Below are 19,829 nucleotides of genomic sequence, written 5' to 3'. Positions count from 1 at the left end.
TTACGCCAATACCAGCGTAACCGTTTTTCCATTTCTGGAGCATAACGCTGAACCCAACGATAAATTGTACTGTGATCCACATTTATGCCTCGTTCAGCGAGCATTTCTTGAAGTTCACGATAGCTGATGCCATATTTACAATACCAACGAACAGCCCAAAGAATGATTTCACCTTGAAAGTGCCGACCGTGGAAGGGATTCATCTGCTGTATCTCGAAATAAATAAGATATTTAGCTTATCATGTCAGCCTATTTGCAACAGTGCCCTTGAGCCTCAAGTCGTAAATCTTGATTAATATCAATCAATTGATCGTTACGTTTTATGCGTTCAATCGTTACATTATCGACATAGCTTTCTATTTCAGAAACACTTTTACCAACAGCGTTTTCTACGCGATAGATACGACCTACAATTTCAGGCATTGCTAAGGCTTGACCCGAATTTAAAAGGAATGCACCTTTTAGTCTTTCTTTTTGTGCCGCTACTGCATCATCGTGAATTTCTCGTCCCATAAATTTTGGTAAAATATTGACACAAATAATAATTGCGCCTAAAGAACCAAAAATATAAGTGACGGCATAACCAATTGCGACATTTGCCTGTAACTTCTGAATTTCGGCCATAGGTAAATCTAGTCGCGCAATTGCATCACTCGCCGTTCCAATAATCGCAGACTGAGTCATTCCACCAGCGGCCATACCAGCAGCTAAGCCTTTATCTAAATCAAAAATTTTAGCCATAATTACGACAGTGGCTAGACCAACAATTGCCATAAATGCAGCAAGTAATATTTCCTTTATGGACTTGGGGCCAAGAGATTTAAAAAATTGCGGTCCACTTTCGAAACCAACCGCATAAATAAATAATGCAAAAAGTATAGATTTGACGCCATTATCAACCGAAACTCCAAACATACTTAACGCAACTGCTACAAGTAATGAACCAGCTACACCGCCTAATTGAAACTTTCCGATTTGGAATTTTCCAATATAAAATCCAATACCTAGTGCGAGAAATAGTAAAATTTCAGGATAATGACTGAGTTGACCCTGTATCCACTCCATAACTTTCACCCTCTCTGTGTGAACATTTAAAACTACGGAGAAACTTAAACAATATATTTTAAGTTTTGATATTTATAAGCATTTTCTATTAATTTATTATGATTGGTAAAATAAAGTAAATATTGATACTCCTCATAATTGACCTTAAATATCAATCTACCGGTCAAAAAGGTCAAATATTTCATGTACGCTTTTTGTACATAAATATCGTAAAAAAGTTACTATTCACCCCTTACCTCCTAAGCACAAATGAGAATCAATTATCATTTTCCACATAAATAAAGGGAGAAGTACAATTTTTCAGCAACATTTTTTCAACAATGTAAATTAGATAAAAATTGCTAGGAATAAGTATTTTATTGAAAAATTATTTTAGTTTTATGATCATTTTTTTATTATATAAGCTCCTTAGCATCCTCGTCTAAGAAGCTTCTTTGCTGTAAAAATTTAGAACATATCCATATAAAACTTTTCTTTTAAAACCTGTAAAATTAACTGTAAAGCCTGATTACTTTGTCCTTTACGATAATTGGCATACAAGCCAATCATTGGCAGAGGTTCAATGGTATTTTTAACAATTATTTTGTCGCCTAAAAGTGGAAGCACATAAGCAGGTACAAGACTCCAACCCACACCCATCCCCACCAAATTAACATTCAACAGAATATTGGTCGACTTCTGAACCACATTGACATTCAACTTTGACGTTTTGAAAAAATCTTGAATAATTTTATGAAGTTGAGGTGAAGCATCTTCATCACTGATGACAAAATCTTGCTGATTAAAACTTTTAATACTGATGTGACGTTGATCTGCCATAGGGGAATTTTTCGGAATAATCAATGCCAAAGGTTCCTGAAAAACCTGTATATGCGTAAGTTCTTCCGAAGCCTCTGGATAACGTGTAAAAGCAATATCAATTGTTCCTTTTTTCAAAGCTCTGAATTGTTCAGCATCTGTCAAACTATGAAAATGAATTTTTAGACTCGGAAAATGCGCCCGAATATTGGGCATGATGTATGGAAATACCTTCATTTCTGCTACAGGTACAAAACCGATATGCAACTGATCTTTTTGAATATTGGCAATTTGACGTGCATCATTCACCGCTTTTTCAGCATGCTCTAAACATAGTAAAGCCTCTTTTAAAAAGGCTTCACCTTCTGGGGTTAATTCCACTTTACGATTGGTTCTTGTCAATAACTGTACACCCACTTCTGCCTCTAAATCTTTAATCTGCTGACTTAGTGAAGGTTGTACAGTACACATACGCTGTGCTGCTCGAGTAAAATTTAACTCTTGTGCAACTGCTACAAAATATCTTAAATGACGGAGTTCCATCGTTCAATCCTCTACTGCCTTAAAGCCAATTGTGGTGCAACTTTGGCTTGGTAAAAAAACAAAGTCAGCACAGTGATTAGCGCACAAAGTAAATAAGTCGGTGAATAGCCAAATTGAGCGATCAATATCCCAATAATGACCGACCCCATTGCCATACCAAAATCAAATAATGTAAAAAATGTCGCAATTGCATGCCCCATACGCTCTTTTGGTACGGACTGAATCGCAATGGTTTGAAAACATGGAAAGAGTGAACCGTAGCCAATGCCAATAAACACTGCTGAAAGCCACAAAATCCACTGATTAGACATAAAACTAACGACAACTAAACCGATCGCAAAAAAAACAAAAGATGGATAAATGACCGAATTTGCCCCCTTACGATCAAACCATTTTCCAATCCAGGGACGAACAATAATCATGGAAATTGCAAAGATAATAAAAAACAGACTGACATAAGCAAATAACTGTTTTGATTCAGCATAAGCCGTCATAAAACTCATAATACTTGAATAAGAAAATGCTGTGAGTAATGCCACTAAGCCAATCGGTACAGCCTTTAATTCTAAAATGTCATGCAATGAAAATTTATTTTTTTGTGTAGATGGTTCTTCTTTTTCGAGTTGCTTTTTTGCAGATACAGTTTCAATATTCTGTATTGGAATCATTAAACAAAAAATAAAACCAATACAAATAATTGCGGTGAGTACTTTAAATAGTGTCATAAAGTCTGAATATTGTAATATCATCAGCGCAAGGAATGGTCCAAAAACTACCGCTAAATTCGTCGACATCACATAGTAGCCCATACCCTCACCCTTTCGATGCTCTGGAATAAATTCATTGGCAACAGGAACGGCAACCGTGGTTAAAATACTGAACCAAATGCCATGGATAAAACGCACTAAAAGCAAAATCCAAAGTTGATCTGCGAATAAATACGTAAAAGCAAACAAGACAAAAAGTAATTCAGAACCACGAAAAGAAAGTTTACTGCCTAGTTTCTGAATAATTAGACCAGAAAATGGACGAATCGCAATGGATGAAATTAAAAATAAGGTCAGTGCTAAACCTGCCTCTTTCACCGAACCGCCCAAAGATTTCATAATATAAACAGGCAGAATGGTCAAAAAAGCAAAATAATAGGTAAATAAGAATAAATTATTCAACACACAAAATATGAATGAACGATGCCATAAACGATCTGAAACAGTCGCGTCAAAGGGTGATGCTATATTAGACATCCAATGCACCTGACTGCTGTAATTGTGCAGGTTCTAGGACTAAGTTAACGAGTTGATCGACATATTCAGCATTAGGTACTTGATTAAAAAAAATAATTTGATAATGAATGGGTGCATACAATGTATCGAGCATCAATTCAAAGGGATAATCGGCTTTAATTTCACCTCGCTCAATAGCAAGCTGAATGAGCTTTCGCGTTTCCTCACGGCGAGGCAATAAATATTGTTTAAAAAATGCACCAGCCGCTTCACGATGCTCTGCCATTACCACCAACAAGGCGCGCCCAACAGAATGATCTAACGCCTTGCATAATTTTAACAGTTGTTGAACCAAGTTAAATTTTAAGCTTTGTTCAAAATCCATTTCAAATACAGAAGCCGTATGCGCCTTAAACGTTTCGAATACAAGATCTGATTTATGTTTCCACCAACGATAAATTGTCGACTTTCCAACCCCTGCACGTAATGCAATATCTTCAATAGTTAACTTACGATAATCGTGTACTTCCAGTGCTTCCTTGACTGCATTTAAAATGCGCTCTTGATGGCGTGAGGTTTTTTCAAAATCTGACATTGTTGAATCATCCATGCAAAAACGAAACGATACGTATCGTTTCAATATATAGCAAAATTAATGAAAGCGCTATATTTCTACACTACATTTTCAACACAGAGTTTTAACACTAGGAATATCAAAACAAGATATATTGAAGGGAATAATTTAAAAAATGTGACTTATATTGTATTAAATACAAATAATGATAATTTTTTGATTTTTACAAGAACTCTATTTAATAACAATAATTTTTTAAATCACACTTATAAAATAAGGAAAAATATGAATAAAAATAAAATATTAAGCGTAATTTCACTCACACTATTTATAATCGCTTGTAGTAAGCCACTCCCTATTGATAAAGCAAATTTTATTGGTGATTGGAAAAATGATGATCGTCAGGTGAGCTTAATCATTACACCTGAAGGACATGTTGAATACAGCAATAGACAACCAGGAAAAAGTACATCTATTTCTGCTTCAATCCAAGAGTTTAAAGATGATCATTTCAATGTTGGTTTGTGGCCACTATCAACTAAATTTAAAGTTAGTCAACCACCTATTCAAGATGAACAGGGCAATTGGCATACGACTGTGAATGGTTATGAGCTGAGTAAAACTCATTAATATGCTTTCAATCAACATACAAATTGAGTAATTCATTTTTCAACTCTTTTTAATTTGCTTAAAAATCAACCACAAAAAAAGAGATGCCTAAACATCTCTTTTTATCATCTTGACTCATCTGTATTTAGCCGTTTTATTTGCTTAGAGATCAGTGCCCTAGCTTTAGACTGATTTTTTATAAATACTGCATGATGGATGATGATTTTCTTGTAAACGTGCCACTTTACGGTGTTCCGCAGCTTCAAAACGACAACGTTTCCAATCATTATCTAATTCTAAAGATGGTACTTGTTGTGGCTTACCATTTTCATCCACAGCAACCATAGTAAAATAGCAACTGTTAGTATGGCGAATTGTTCGTTTACGAATATTTTGTGCTTCAACACGAATTCCAATTTCCATAGAAGTACGACCAACATGGTTCACACTTGCAAGAAAAGTTACTAACTCTCCAACATGAATCGGCTCTTTGAAATTCACTTTATCAACCGATAAAGTCACCACATAACAGCCTGAATAACGGCTTGCACATGCGTAAGCCACCTGATCGAGTAGCTTTAGAATCGTTCCCCCATGCACATTTCCAGAAAAGTTGGCCATATCAGGCGTCATTAATACAGACATGCTTAATTCAGACTGATCTTCAGTCGCAGGCGTCACGTGATCTAATTGAGGCATCGTTCTCGGCTCGGTTTAAAACAGGAGATTTACCGACTTATTATATAGCTTTTGATATAAAAAACATGATTTATTGCATAATTCATCATTATTCAAAATGATAGCAGACCACTTTGTCATTTTTTATTTTACATAGTGGTCTGATTATATTGATTAATTTTCACTCGCATCAATTTTTTTTAACATTTCAGCAGAAATATTGCCATAACTTAAAATCTTGGTTTCTGACAAACGTATTTGTAATTCATAAGATTGATCTTGATTAATCCTGACGACATCAAAAATAAGTTCTGGATGAGTTGCAAGTTTTACTTTATGACCAATTTCAAAAGTAGTCATGATATGCCTTCACTTAAACCTAATATTTTCATACAGATGTGATATACATCGTGTATCTACAATTTTTTTTCAATCTTATTTTAACGAAAGTTAAAATCAAAAATATAATTTTGAAGAACTATTTTGAAATTTAAAAATCTTCTTTCATTTTTAAAATATAAAAATCAAGACACTACAAAATATATAAATCTTAGACTTAAAAAATTGGACATGTATCAAAATACATCAACAGCAAAACTAATGATTCATAAAAGTTTATTATTAATCAACATTGACACGTTGACCACTGAGTTGGTTTTTTTTTTGCATCATAACTGCCTCAATCACAGGCAATCTTTGCTGGGTGGCATCTATACCCGCCTGAATGGTGTCTTGGCGTCCCTTTACATCAAAAATATGTGCTTTTTCACGTAAATCAGGCTGAATCACAATATCAGCATTTTTCATTTCTTCTTCAGCTAAACGATTTTGCATAATATTAATATTTTGATTAAATAACCCCCAAATATTACTGGTTTCAGTATATGCAGGCTGGGCTAAAATATTCACTGCAATAATAATATCTGCTCCCAAATCTCGGGCGATATTGACAGGAACGGGGCTGACTAAACCTCCATCCACATACTCCTCACCACCAATGACCGTGGGTACAAACATACTTGGAATGGATACAGATGCACGAACAGCTTGCCCTGTATTACCATGATTAAAAATCGTTTTTTTACCCGTTTTAAGCTCTGTAGCAACTACATACATTGGGATTTTTAATTTTTCTAAGGATTGATGCTTAACTTGTTCATTGACATAATCTTCAACTTTTTCACCATCAAAAAAGCCTTTTAAGCCAATTTTAAATTCACGGACATCGGCAACTTTCATATCTAAAGCAACATTGCGAAGTTTACTCGCAGACATTCCACTCGCATATAATGAACCGACTATACTACCTGCACTTGTACCTACAATAAAATCAGGATGAATACCCTTTTTTTCTAAGACCTGAATGACACCAATATGCGCATACCCTCGTGCGCCACCACTGCCAAGTACCAATGCAACAACTGGCTTCTCTCTCTGTTGAGCATGCTTAAAACGCTGATCTAATTTAGATGTTGCCTCTTGCGTACTTATTGACTCAATAGGCGTAATATTTAAAGTGTTTTGAACAGCCGCATACGAATGTACTGCCCCTAATAAGCCAACAATCAATATCAGTATTTTAGGTAATTGCATTTGTTCCACTTACACTTTTGATTAATCTATATCTAAACATAATTTGTTTATCGCTGTTGTTACTTTTATTTAAATGGTCATATTAAATACTTAAAATGATGGTAATTTGCTAAAAATTTATCCTTTTGAATCACCTGTTTTTTTATACATTCAGTTCGTTCACAAATAAACTTACATAAAAAAGCCCTATAAGTCATAGGGCTTTTTTATACACACTTTTCAAACTGATATTTTATAGACTTGAGTATTTCAAACAAAAGTTTGAAAATCTAATTAAGCCATAAATTTCAAAATCATCTGAATCACAGTGGCATTAATCAAATCGACAAAAAATGCACCACAAAGCGGAACAATCAAAAATGCTTTATGTGAGGGTCCATACATATTTGTAATGGCTTGCATGTTTGCAACTGCTGTTGGTGTCGCCCCCATACCAAAACCACAATGACCTGCCGCCAATACTGCTGCATCGTAATTTTTGCCCATCACACGGAAGGTTACAAAGGCTGCATATAATGCCATTGTTAAGGTTTGTGCAGTCAAAATCACCACCAACGGGCCTGCAAGATCGGCAAGTTGCCACAATTTCAACGACAACAACGCCATTGCTAAATATAATGACAATGCTGCATTTCCGAAAACATCAATCGCGCGATCAAACATTTTCACACGTAATACACTTTCAAGAATATTACGTAGAATTACACCGCCACCAAGCGCCCAAACAAATGTTGGTAACTCATACCACTGACCTTTGCTATAACCCGTCATAAAGTCTGCAAATGCAAGACAGGCAGCAAATAAACCAAGAGTTGTAATGGCATTATCGGCAGTAATTAAACGAACTTGATGCGGATATTCAAAAGGTACATATTCGCCTAGTTCACTGCTTTCATGTTGATTCTGAGCATTATTATCTTGATACGTTTTAGGATCAGATAGTTGGTAACGGTTGATCAGCAATTTTGCCAATGGACCACCAATAATACCACCAATAATCAAACCAAATGTTGCAGATGCCATGCCGAGTGCAAGCGCACCTTGAATGCCATGCTCAGTTTCAAGAATCGTGCCCCAAGCACCTGCCGTACCATGACCACCTGTGAGGGTAATTGAACCTGCAATTAGACCAATCAAGGGATCAAGCCCCATTAGTGTCGCAAGACTGATACCAACAAAGTTTTGCACCACAATAAAAGATGCAACACAGACAAGGAAAATTACCAAGCCCACGCCACCTTCTTTCAATTTAGCAAAGTTCGCACTTAAACCAATTGATGCAAAGAAAACCAACATGAAACTGGTTTGTAATTCACTGCTTGTAGTAACACTATAACCAAATAAGTTATGTACAAGTAATGAAACAACAGCTGCAACAAGACCACCTGCAACAGGTTCAGGAATGTTATATTTACGTAGAAAATCAATGTTATTGACTAAAAAACGCCCAAGCAATAACACAATCACTGCTGCAATAAGCGTATAAAATGCGTTAAAAGTAAATTCCATGATTACTTCCCTATGATGGAATACTTTTTGTTCTACAGTTCATTAAAAAAGGAATATAAATTCCCATACCTATTGAGCTAATATTTCAGCTTAAGTACAAAACCGTACAACAAAAAGTAGTTCGAAAAAGGATTTTTCCGCTGAATAATCAGCTACCATATAGTGCAAAGAGGATGTGAATAGAGAAAATACGAGGGGCGTTCATGGAGAGATTTCTCATATAATCTAAGAGTAAATTTTCATTGAGTCGCTAAAGATTATTCAAACAATTCAATAAAAATGGAGCCTCTGCATTGAATTTAACCCTGCATTGCCACCACACCATATATAAAACGGATCAGTTTTGTATATTTGCAAATGCCTTAATTAAAACTCAATTAAAAAAGGCTTAAAGATTCCCTCATTATGCCTTTTTTTACGCTAACATGCTTATTATTTTACAATTTCCATGATCAAGATACTTGATGCTAATTATACATTCATTTTTCTAAAAAATATTTTGCGTAAAAAAACCAGAACATTACATTCTGGTTTTTAAAGATTGAATCATCAATTAGAAGTTATACTTCGCCATCAAACCAACACGATTATCTTTATATGATTTACCTGCAAAAGTATCACGCTTACCATTGATATATTCCACGCCTAAATCAATCGGTTTAGCTGGTGAATAAATCATATTTAACCATGCTTGTTGTACTTTTTCATTTGCATCAGCATTTGATACAGCTTTTGCATAATCAGTACTATCATCAGCAAATAATGCTCCATATGCTAAAGTTGAACGTAGGTTCGGTAAAATTTTATATGTTGCACCGACCTGAACTGCAGTAAATTCGTTTTGTTCAATATCACCGTTTACAACAGAAAATGCTGAGTTACTACCATATAAATAGTTACTATTACCTACTGCATAAGAAGCGTCAGCAAATAATTTTAAATCATCTGTAACTTTAAAATCAGTACCTGCTGCAACGCCCCAACCTGTTTGGTTGTCATCTGCAGAATCTGATTTATAGTTTTCAATCATTACACGACCAGATGCACTACCACGACCTTCGGCATAACCTTGTACAACTTTTGCCGTTAACACTGGTAAGCTATATTTAATTGCTGTACCTGAGCTATTACCCTCTTCCGCTGCAACAAAAATTTTAGTGGCTGGTGCTAAATTATATGAATAACGAACCTGTGGAATACGTGTTGTACCCCCTCCAAGATTTGTTGCGAAGTCAATCATCTCTGGTGCATGACCCGCTAAGAAATTTGAAGTTGTTTGACCAAATAACCAATTGTTATACGTTAAATATGCATGGCGAATACGTAATGCTTCGTTGGTCCCCGCAAAGTCAACCTCAACCTTACCACCGACTTTTGCATCGCCGACTGGGGTATCAAAATCTAAACCTAAACGTGTTGTCTTTGCAGTCGCACGAAGTTTATCTTGAGCTTCACCTTTACTTTTACTTACAGCGTTGAAGTCATCATCCGCACCTTCAATAATATAGTTTGCATCACCACGGACAAAACCATACAAATTAACATTTGCACCATTTTTAGATTTCAATCCAGCCAATGGCGCAATAACCGCAGGCTGTACCTTTACGTCAGCTAAAATAACTTGTTGCTGCTGTTGGATTTGTTGCTGTTGTTGAACCAATGCTTTAAGCGCCTGTACCTCTTCACGAAGTTGCTTCACTTCTGCATCTGATGCAGCATTCGCAGATGTCATCATCAACGCAGTTACAGCGACAGCTAAACCCTGTTGAAAAAAAGATTTACGGCTAATAATTTGACCCATGAAACATTCCTCGTCTTTATAAAATATAAACATCCGTGCGATATGATTTTTAAAACCTGTATATGACTAAAAATCATTTTTTTTGTTTTGATCAGGCAGTACATAAGAGTGACTGCATAAATAAAAACAAAACACCAATGTGTGTTGCTGAATTATGTAAGCATTGATATTAAGTTAAAACATAAAAGTAACATTTTGTGTATAAACCCTACACAGTTGTAATCTAGCTTAACTAAACTGCTTAATTAAAATCAGTTTTACCGAATGAAAAGTTATTTTCAATTCTTTTTTTAGATTAACTTTTCTATAATCCTTATATAGTCGGGCGCTTAGCAAATTTTCTAAATTTTATTTTTTCAATATATGCGACCATTGTATATATGGAAAAATCACATTTTTAGGCAAACCGTACTGAGTATTCTCTAATAAGACTTAACTCTTGCTTAGAGCCAAGCCTTATTTATTTCAAATAAGCACTCAAACGGTCAAATTTAATTGCTTTTCGACAGCAAAGATAGCTATCAACCCTGACAATGTGAACAACACCATCAACACAGCCATATTCAATATGACGTCCCAAAATAGAAAGTTTAAAATGATCCCACCGATCAAACCACAAGCAAATTGAGCACTGCCCATGATTGCACTTGCAGTACCTGCACGAGCACCTTGTTGTGCCATCGCAATCGCCATTGCATTGGGTCCTGTAAAACCAATACCAGAAACAGCAAGAAACATACCAAGCATAACCAAAGCCATGGGTGCTAAGGATAAGAAACCCGCTATAAGTAAAATAATTGCACCACTCACTTGAATCCACCCGCCGATTTTTAAACGCTGAAACACGCTAAAGCGTCGAGCTAATTGCTTATTACATGCAGAAATTAAAATAATCCCCATTGCATTTAGAGCAAAGGCGAAAGCGAACTGTTTTTGCGTTAAACCATAACCATCCATGAAAACAGCAGACGCAGAACTGATATAACAAAATAAAGATGCCCCACTTAAGCAACCTGCCAACATAGGTAAACGAAAGCTCTTATCTTGTAAAATACTGCTATACAGAATCAACACTTGTTTGAAGTTTAATTTTAGGCGATTTTCAACTTTCAGCGTTTCATCAAAAAAGAAATGCACACACAGCAAACAAATCAATCCTATGATTGAAAGTAAGATAAAAATGCCCTGCCATTCAAAATACTGCAACATCACTGCACCAATCACAGGTGCCATAACAGGTGCAACTCCCATCACGATCATCATTTGAGCAAAAGCTTGTGCAGAACTTTGTACATCCAAACAATCTCGAATGGCAGCACGTGCCATCACGACACCGACGCATCCACCGAGTGCTTGTAATATTCTTGCTGCAATCAGCGACCAATGATCAGGTGCCAATATGCACAATAGACTTGCTACTGCATACAATGCCATTCCAAAATACAGAGGTTTTTTACGCCCAATTCGATCACTAATTGGACCATAAATCAGCTGACCAATCGCCAAGCCCATAAAATATGCAGGCAAGGTATTGGCAATTTGTAAAGTGCTGACCTGAAAGTCTTCAGCCATTTGTGGTAAGGCTGGCAAATACATATCAATGGATAAAGGACCCAATGATGTAAATAATGCCAATAGCATGATCCAAAAAATTGAATAGGGCTTCCCAATGTTTTTTTCTGACATATGCTTATTTCAATTATAAATATCGAACAGAGCAGACAAGTTTACACACTCCATAGTATGATTTCACCTACAGAAAAGTGAATATTCACGCTTAAAATTGAATAGTGATACGGCTAAAATCCACCTGACCTGTATAAGGACTCGCGCTTGAACCCCTTGCTGGAAAAACTGCGTAAAGCGACCTATAACACGACATTTATGTATAACTTGCGAATGATTATTGCTTTCGCAGGTACTGCATTTATCCCCTATTTTTTAGATCATCAAATTATGACTATTCCACTCACTTTGGGTGTAGTTGCAGCAGGTTTAAGTGACATTGATGATCGCTTTTCTGTACGGATTTTGAATCAAGTTTATACTTATATTGGATTTTTTATTACCGCCGTATCAGTCCATCTTTTATTTCCTTACCCCATCATATTTGCTTTAGGATTGATTGTTTCCTGTATTGGCTGGATTTTGCTTGGTTCACTCGGTAGACGTTATGCCACTATTTCTTATGGTTGTTTAGTTGTTTCAGTCTACTCAATGCTTGGTGTACATTTATTTGAACACTGGTATTCACAGCCACTCTTACTCGTTATTGGAGCAATGTGGTACGGTCTAATCTCAACCATCAGTTTTTTATTGTTTCCTGTTCGTCAGGTGCAAGACAAACTTGCTCAATGTTATTCAGCGCTTGGTAATTTCCTATTTTCAAAATCGAATCTATTTGATGTCGATATGACACCTGAAAGTTATCAGCAAAGTATGATTGGACTCTCGATGGAAAATGGCAAGCTCATTGCTCTTTTTAATGAGCTACGAACGGCATTGTTGACCCGCCTTAAAGGTGACCGAGGACAAAGGGATACCCGCCGTAGCCTACAGTATTATTTTGTCGCACAAGATATTCATGAACGGGCTGATTCCTCACATATTGATTATCAAAAATTAGCAAAAGTATTTGAACACAGCGATATTCTGTTTCGTTTTCAACGTATTTTGTCCTTGCAAGGAAAAACCTGTAACGACCTCGCAGAGAGTATTCTACATCGTACAACATACAGTCATAGTAACCGTGTTGAGCATGCTTTCAAAAACTTACGTAAATCTTTAGAAAAACTTCGCCAAGATCAACAATATGATCCCGTGTGGATTAATGCTCTCTTTTCACTCTATCAAAACTTAAAATCGATTGATGCTCAACTACGTAATGTTGAAACCATTCGTAATTTAACCGTCGAAAAAGACAAGCATGTTGAAAATCAATTACGTGATGATGACCTCAAAGGTTGGGATGATGTAATTTCTAGAGTCAAACAACATCTAACGCCTGAATCGGTTCTCTTTAGGCATGCCATTCGTGTTTCTATTGTTTTATTTATTGGCTATGTCTTTGTTCAACTGACTAATATCCAATATGGCTATTGGGTATTACTTACGGCTCTGTTTGTCAGCCAACCTAACTTTAACGCCACCAAACGCCGACTACGTTTACGTATTTTAGGCACACTTGGGGGAATTATTGCAGGCTATGCCATTCTATTTTTTGTACCATCCATTGAAGGACAACTACTTCTACTGGTCATCAGTGGCGTATTATTTTTTGAATTACGTAGTAAACAATATGCACAAGCAACCGCCTTTATTACCGTGTTGGCACTCATTAATTTCAATTTAGATGGTATTGGTCTAACTGCAGCATGGCCTCGCATGGTTGATACAATTTTAGGTTGTGCTTTAGCATGGTTTGGTGTCAGCTTTATTTTCCCTGACTGGAAATTCCGTCGCTTGCCTCGCACCATTCAACGCTCTCTTGAAGCCCAATGTGCCTATTTAAATGAAGTGATTCAACAGTATCATCATGGTCGGCAAAATAGTTTAAATTATCGTGTAGTTCGCCGTGCAGCGCACAATACCGATGCTGATGTCGCATCACTCATTTCAACCCTTGCTACCGAACCTGATTTTGATCCTGTACAAAAGGCACAAGCCTTTGAGTTTTTATGCCTAAATCATACTTTTATTAGCTATATTGCGGCTTTGGGTGCACATCGAGAAAAAATAGAAGATCCTGAAATATTGGCATTACTTGACACTGCTTTAGAAGATATTCAAGGTGCACTATTACATGATGAGGTTCCTGATTTGACCACGCACAATATGCTACAAAGCATTCGTTTACGTTTAAATCAATCAGATGAAAACTCAGAAAAATCCTTAATAATTTTGCAGCAACTCTCGTTAATGTTTAGTATCTTGCGACAACTCAGTACCTTAAAGCAAAGCCTGAGCCATGACCGAGATAATCATTCAACGGAACTGGCTTCATTATAAGAAACACACCTAATTCATCACACTCAAAATCGTACATGGCGCAAGCATATAAACGATTAAATTGAATGGTAAATTGGTACAATATACTCACTGATTGTATTGTTTTAATGCTAAACTCTGCTCAGTTTTACATATTATTTTTTGACACTATGACCGCAAAAAACGTTTACGCCTACACACTGCAACCTGTTCCTTATGAAGTTTCTGAAGAAGAACAGCGTTATGCCCAACTGATGATTTGGCGCAGTACCAACAAAATTGGGATGAAAGCATGGGCTATTATGGCTGTGGTTACAGCCATTTCCATTCTCGGTTTATTGTTCATCAAAAACTATTCAACTGTGATTTTCTGGGTTGCATTAGCCTGTGTTGCTATTTATCTCTTAGTTCGAAAATTCGGTCTAGAATGGTACGTAAAACGTAAAATGAATGAATTTCCTGCGCAGGAAATTAAAGGTATTCAGCTTGGTGTACAACCTCATGGTATCGTGATGCGTCAACAAATGGGTGCCCAACAAGGTGTTGCAACGATTGGTTGGAAAGATATTTATGAATGGTACAACGCACCCGATTTTATGTTGGTCAATTTCAAAATTAAAGATCAACAAGGTGCATACATCTTACCAAAACGTATGAATAGCAAAAATTTTCCTTTTGAAACGATACGCAAACATTTAAAAGAAAGTGTGGGTGAAGCAAAACCCCTTTAAGCATTTATGATGTTAAAAATCCTCCCTTTGTGGAGGATTTTTTATATTGTCCCATTCTATATAAATTTATACCTATGTATCTCAGCTAAATACCACAACAACCTACTCAATTCGCTTTAAAGTTAGAACAGAACAATAAAAATATGAACAGTAATGATAATGAGAATAAATATTATATGAGAATCCATTTTTTCTACTAATTCTTAAGCTATAATTTGCACGACAAAACTCAGCCTGACATTCATCATGTTTAAAAAAACATTTTTCCAGATTCACTGGTTTTTAGGGATCACTGCGGGACTTATTCTGTCTATCATGGGCGTAACAGGTGCTATTTATTCCTACGAACAACAAATTACCCGATGGCTTAATCCAGACAGTTATACTGTTCAGGTTGAAAATAAAGCTAAAATGACGCCTGCGGAATTGTATCAACACTTCCAAAGCACACAACCTGAAATGAAGATCAACAGTATCACTATTGCCAAAGCTGCTGAAGAATCTTCAACCATTAACTATGCCAAAGAAGGTGCCCGTCGTGGTGCGACTTTAATGGTCAATCCTTATACTGCGGCAACACTTCCCGAAGTTAAAGGCAAAGATTTTTTCCAATTTATTCAGCAACTCCACCGTAATTTAACTGTCGGCCCTGTCGGTAAACAAATTACTGGTGCATCTACATTAATGCTGATTTTCTTTGTACTCAGTGGTTTGTACTTACGTTGGCCTAAAAAACATTCTTTTAAACAATGGTTTGTCATTAAGCCAAAACTTAAAGGTCGTAATTTCCTTTGGGATTTACATGCCGTTGTTGGTACTTGGGTCGTAATTTTCTATCTATTATTGGCATGTACAGGATTATATTGGTCGTATGACTGGTGGCGTAGCGGCATGTTTAAGGTGATGGGCGTTGAACAGCCTAAACCTGAAATGCAAGCTACTGCTGGTGGTGAAGGGCAAAAACGTGCTCAAGGTGAGAATAACAATCCACAATCACAAGAAAATCGTGGACAACGTGTTGAACGCACTCAAGGTGATGCCCCAAATTCACAACAAGTTCGTGGGCAAGATGCTGAACGAAATATAGATTCATCTAAATCTGAGAAAAAAGGCTTAAAACCAGAACAGATTAATCTTGCTCTAACACAAAGTTGGACAGGCTTTAATTCTAAAATTGGTCGAGATTATTCAAGTGCGACATTAAGTATTCCAAAAAAAGCAGATGGACAAATGGAAATTTCATTTGTTGATGCCACTCCTCAACATGAACGTGCACGCAATAAAGCGACCTTTAACTATCAAACCAATCAAATTGAAAAGCTTGATTTATATGAAGATAAAAAGCTTAATGAAAAAATCATGGGCAGTATGCTTCCTGTGCATCGAGGTAGTTTTTTTGGCCCAGTCTACCAATTCATTGCTATGCTTGCAGCACTTGCAATGCCGTTATTCTTTGTAACAGGTTGGATGCTTTACCTTAAACGTCGTAAGCAAAAAAAATTAACGCTTGCAGCAAAAGGTGGTATTACTGGACAAGGTCTTACACAAAATATTGACCCAAATGCAACACCTTGGCTCATTGCTTATGCAACACAAACCGGTGTTGCTGAACAATTGGCTTGGCGTACTGCAATAAGTTTACAAGAAGCAAAGCAACCGACGATTGTAAAAGCTGTACAGCAATTGACGGTTGATGATCTAATGCAAAATAGCCAAATTCTGTTCATTGCAAGTACTTATGGTACGGGTGAAGCACCTGATCTTGCATCAGTATTTGAAAAAAAAATATTGAGTCAAAAACTTGATCTCAGCCACCTCAAATTTGCTGTTTTGGCACTTGGTTCAAAAGAATATCCAGATAGTTATTGCTTATTTGGTCATAGCATTGCCAAATGGTTAAAAGATAATGGTGCTACAGCTTTATTTGAAACCATTGAAGTTAATAACAGTAATAATGATGACATTCAACGTTGGAATACAGCACTAACAGCAAGCACACAACTTGATTTACAAACGATGTCGATTGATAAAGTTTTTGATCAATGGAAGCTGACAAAATGTAAATTGCTCAATCCAAATAGTTTGGGTGAACCTGCCTATCATATTGAGCTACAAGCGCATCATGATGTGACTTGGCAAGCTGGTGATATTGCTGAAATTCAACCAGGTAATAGCCAAAATCGTATTGATCACTTCCTGAAATCACAAAGTATTTCTGGTGATACTATCGTACCATCATTACAAATGACGCTTGCACAAGCACTATGGAATCGTGACTTAACGGTTACCATCCAACCTTTCCAAAATGTCGAACAACTGCTTACTCAACTACCAGCCTTACCAAGCCGAGAATACTCCATCGCAAGTATTCCTGAGCAACATCGTTTAGCTTTAGTTGTACGTCAGCAACGTGATGCTCAAGGTGAATTGGGGCTTGGTTCAGGATGGTTAACACAACATGTATCTGTAAAAGATACGGTTGCTTTGCGTATTCGCAGTAATGAATCCTTCCACCTCATCACCGATGATCGTCCAATTATTTGTATTGGTAATGGTACGGGTATTGCGGGCTTACTTAGTCTACTCTCTGCACGTGCGCATTTAGGCTATACAGAGAATTGGCTCATTTTCGGTGAACGCCAACATAATGTTGATTACTTCTTTAAAGACACCATTCAAGCTTGGCAAAACACGGCTATGCTGAAACGTCTTGATCTTGCATTCTCTCGGGATCAAGAGGAAAAAATCTATGTCCATCATAAACTTCGTCAAAATGCAGATGAATTAAAACAATGGATTAGCAATGGCGCAGTGATTTATGTTTGCGGTAGTATTCAAGGTATGGCGACGGATGTCGATCATGCTCTGAATGATATTTTAGGCGCTGATCTGATCGATGAACTTCGTCAACAAGGGCGTTATCGCAGAGATGTCTATTAATTAATATGCTTTAATCTTTATTAATTTAAATATTTACATCTGACAAAATAACAAACGGGCAAATTGCCCGTTTGTTATTATTTTTAATATCCGTTTTGATCAATTATTTTCACAATAAAAATCAACCAAATTAAACATGAAAAAATACATAAGACGACGTAAACTTAAACAACTCAGAATACATACCCATTTTTTTGAATATGCAAACAAAAATATTCCGTCTACTTTTACTTATTATCGGTCTTGCGCTCTTTCTTGATGGTTTTATTCTATTTTTATTCAAAAAAATGCATTTAGGAACCATTATCCCTCTTTTGGTAGGTATTGTTTTTATCGGCACTGCATTGGCTTGGCACAAAATTCAAAATTATTTAAATCAACACGCACGACTACGAGATTTTTGGCATATAGGTTGGATCGGATTTATAATATGGTGCATCAGTCTTGCAGGATTTTTTTTATATATTCATCGCTCCAATTTGCAACCTACAATACATCAACCCGTACAAGCAATCATTGTACTTGGTAGCGGAATCACACAAGGAAAACCTTCAGCAGCATTGGTAGCCCGTTTAGACAGTGCAGCGAGCTTTGCAAAACAACAAGCGAATATTCCAATTATTGTCAGTGGTGGTCTAGATTATGGTGAAACCATCACCGAAGCTGAAGCAATGGCAAAGTACCTACAAGAACAACATGCAATTTCGACACAGCGTATTTTATTGGAAGATCAGAGTACGAGTACCGAATTGAATTTAAAAAATAGCCAAGCCATTCTTAAACAACATCACTTGAATCTACAACAACCCATTGCGATTGTCACAAGTGATTTTCATACATTACGTGCAGAAGCAATCGCGCATAAACAAGGTTATAGCAACGTCTTGATGATCTCTGCACCAACCCCACTGAGCATACGTTATAATGCATGGCTCAGAGAGTATTTTGCTTATTTAAGCGGTTGGTTGCTCAACGAATACTAATTGAATTGCCTCATTTCATTTTAACTGCTGACTTTTTCATGAAGGCGAATTTTACGTGGCAATGGCACTGAACCACTTTTAAATATATTTGGCGTGGTCAGTTGCACATGATAAAGATATTTTTTCAAGTCTATGAGAAACTTATCCCCTGAAACCAGAACATTTTGTCCTTCTGGGGTTAAGTTAATAGATAAAATTTTGTTATTTTCACGAATAAATGGAATCATTTTTTCTACAAACTGAATCAATGCAATTTCTTCTACTTGGTAGTTTTCCCAATTACCTTTTTGTAATAGTTGCGCAAGCGATTTAGATTGCCAAACAGCTAACGTTTGCTGTCCTGATGGGGTCGCACATAGTGCCCAACCATCTTGATAAAGTGCGTATACTTTACCTTGTTGAACAATATTTTCGATAAAAATACGATATTGATCTGTAGCACTATTATTCTTTTGTGTGGCATTTAACGCAGCCTTGCGTTGATAAGGATTTCTCATAACCATGGCTTATAATTAAAATTATAAAGTGAGTTTATCTAAAAATAACGATAAGGTATAGCAATGACAGATAAGAATATAGAATTAGATGATTTAAATTTAAAATATAACGTAGGAATATTGAAATATGGTGGGCGCTGACGGGATCGAACCGCCGACATTCTGCTTGTAAGGCAGACGCTCTACCAACTGAGCTAAGCGCCCTTAAAAGTTCTACTATGTAAATGGCGCAGCGGACGGGACTCGAACCCGCGACCCTCGGCGTGACAGGCCGATATTCTAACCAACTGAACTACCG

General features: G+C 36.5%; 15 protein-coding genes, 1 tRNA gene and 2 pseudogenes. 5 read left to right on the top strand and 13 right to left on the bottom strand.

From position 1 onward, the window contains the following. The 5 genes and pseudogenes from ACK2M2_RS15115 to ACK2M2_RS15095 all read right to left on the bottom strand — a co-directional run. Positions 1-203: pseudogene (locus ACK2M2_RS15115) on the bottom strand (IS6 family transposase); the annotation flags it as partial. A 70-nt stretch (positions 204-273) separates the two neighbouring features. Beyond that, positions 274-1,065 (bottom strand): annotated as a pseudogene (locus ACK2M2_RS15110) (aspartate-alanine antiporter); the annotation flags it as partial. 447 nt (positions 1,066-1,512) lie between these two features. Beyond that, complete coding sequence (locus ACK2M2_RS15105) at positions 1,513-2,406, bottom strand: LysR substrate-binding domain-containing protein (protein ID WP_409512812.1); 894 nt, start codon at positions 2,404-2,406, stop codon at positions 1,513-1,515. A gap of 11 nt (positions 2,407-2,417) precedes the next feature. After that, a complete protein-coding gene (locus ACK2M2_RS15100) occupies positions 2,418-3,650 on the bottom strand; it encodes an MFS transporter (RefSeq protein WP_419349695.1) in 1,233 nt (410 codons plus the stop codon). Continuing rightward, a complete protein-coding gene (locus ACK2M2_RS15095; RefSeq protein ID WP_409512810.1) occupies positions 3,643-4,224 on the bottom strand; it encodes a TetR/AcrR family transcriptional regulator in 582 nt (193 codons plus the stop codon). Before ACK2M2_RS15095 ends, ACK2M2_RS15100 begins: the two co-directional genes overlap by 8 nt. Before the next feature lie 264 nt (positions 4,225-4,488). On the opposite strand from ACK2M2_RS15095, the gene ACK2M2_RS15090 reads away from it, so the two are divergent. Next, positions 4,489-4,833, top strand: coding sequence for a hypothetical protein (locus ACK2M2_RS15090; RefSeq protein WP_409512809.1), 345 nt, complete (start codon positions 4,489-4,491; stop codon positions 4,831-4,833). 162 nt (positions 4,834-4,995) lie between these two features. Here ACK2M2_RS15090 and ACK2M2_RS15085 read toward each other — a convergent pair whose 3' ends face one another. The 6 genes from ACK2M2_RS15085 to ACK2M2_RS15060 all read right to left on the bottom strand — a co-directional run bounded on the left by ACK2M2_RS15085 (position 4,996) and on the right by ACK2M2_RS15060 (position 12,079). Beyond that, entirely contained in the window at positions 4,996-5,511 is a 516-nt protein-coding gene (locus tag ACK2M2_RS15085) for an acyl-CoA thioesterase (RefSeq protein ID WP_409512808.1), read from the bottom strand. Between the two features lie 153 nt (positions 5,512-5,664). Beyond that, on the bottom strand, positions 5,665-5,850 hold the full coding sequence (locus ACK2M2_RS15080) for a hypothetical protein (protein WP_419349692.1): 186 nt from the start codon (positions 5,848-5,850) through the stop codon (positions 5,665-5,667). Between the two features lie 261 nt (positions 5,851-6,111). Continuing rightward, positions 6,112-7,092 (bottom strand): patatin-like phospholipase family protein, encoded by a 981-nt coding sequence (locus ACK2M2_RS15075; protein ID WP_419349690.1) that lies wholly within the window; start codon positions 7,090-7,092, stop codon positions 6,112-6,114. Positions 7,093-7,356: 264 nt separating this feature from the next. Then, complete coding sequence (gene gltS / locus ACK2M2_RS15070) at positions 7,357-8,592, bottom strand: sodium/glutamate symporter (RefSeq protein ID WP_419349689.1); 1,236 nt, start codon at positions 8,590-8,592, stop codon at positions 7,357-7,359. 553 nt (positions 8,593-9,145) lie between these two features. Beyond that, a complete protein-coding gene (locus tag ACK2M2_RS15065) occupies positions 9,146-10,393 on the bottom strand; it encodes a DcaP family trimeric outer membrane transporter (protein WP_419349687.1) in 1,248 nt (415 codons plus the stop codon). Positions 10,394-10,870: 477 nt separating this feature from the next. Then, positions 10,871-12,079, bottom strand: coding sequence for a multidrug effflux MFS transporter (locus ACK2M2_RS15060; RefSeq protein ID WP_419349686.1), 1,209 nt, complete (start codon positions 12,077-12,079; stop codon positions 10,871-10,873). 147 nt (positions 12,080-12,226) lie between these two features. Between ACK2M2_RS15060 and yccS the strand changes: the two genes are divergently transcribed. The 4 genes from yccS (at position 12,227) to ACK2M2_RS15040 (ending at position 19,034) form a co-directional block, all read left to right on the top strand. Further along, positions 12,227-14,401: a YccS family putative transporter gene (gene yccS / locus ACK2M2_RS15055; protein WP_419349685.1), complete on the top strand. Its 2,175-nt coding sequence runs from the start codon at positions 12,227-12,229 to the stop codon at positions 14,399-14,401. 149 nt (positions 14,402-14,550) lie between these two features. Continuing rightward, the gene (locus tag ACK2M2_RS15050; RefSeq protein WP_409512801.1) at positions 14,551-15,111 is read left to right on the top strand and encodes a hypothetical protein; all 561 of its coding nucleotides are present in this window, start codon (positions 14,551-14,553) and stop codon (positions 15,109-15,111) included. 246 nt (positions 15,112-15,357) lie between these two features. Continuing rightward, complete coding sequence (locus tag ACK2M2_RS15045; protein WP_419349684.1) at positions 15,358-18,051, top strand: PepSY domain-containing protein; 2,694 nt, start codon at positions 15,358-15,360, stop codon at positions 18,049-18,051. A 200-nt stretch (positions 18,052-18,251) separates the two neighbouring features. Then, positions 18,252-19,034 carry a YdcF family protein gene (locus ACK2M2_RS15040; protein WP_419349682.1) on the top strand — a complete coding sequence of 261 codons (783 nt, stop codon included), beginning with the start codon at positions 18,252-18,254 and terminating at the stop codon, positions 19,032-19,034. Positions 19,035-19,054: 20 nt separating this feature from the next. On the opposite strand, the gene ACK2M2_RS15035 is transcribed toward ACK2M2_RS15040, so the two are convergent. Both ACK2M2_RS15035 and ACK2M2_RS15030 read right to left on the bottom strand, forming a co-directional pair. Then, positions 19,055-19,531, bottom strand: a complete 477-nt coding sequence (locus tag ACK2M2_RS15035) for a DUF2750 domain-containing protein (protein ID WP_419349680.1) — start codon at positions 19,529-19,531, stop codon at positions 19,055-19,057. 128 nt (positions 19,532-19,659) lie between these two features. Further along, positions 19,660-19,735 (bottom strand) — tRNA-Val (locus ACK2M2_RS15030). Positions 19,736-19,829 lie beyond the last annotated feature (94 nt).

This window comes from Acinetobacter sp. TY1, from assembly GCF_048551395.1.
In the GTDB taxonomy this organism is placed as follows: Bacteria; Pseudomonadota; Gammaproteobacteria; order Pseudomonadales; family Moraxellaceae; genus Acinetobacter.
The sequence above is the reverse complement of the archived record's forward strand: the minus strand, read 5'-3'. Positions and strand labels throughout refer to the sequence as shown.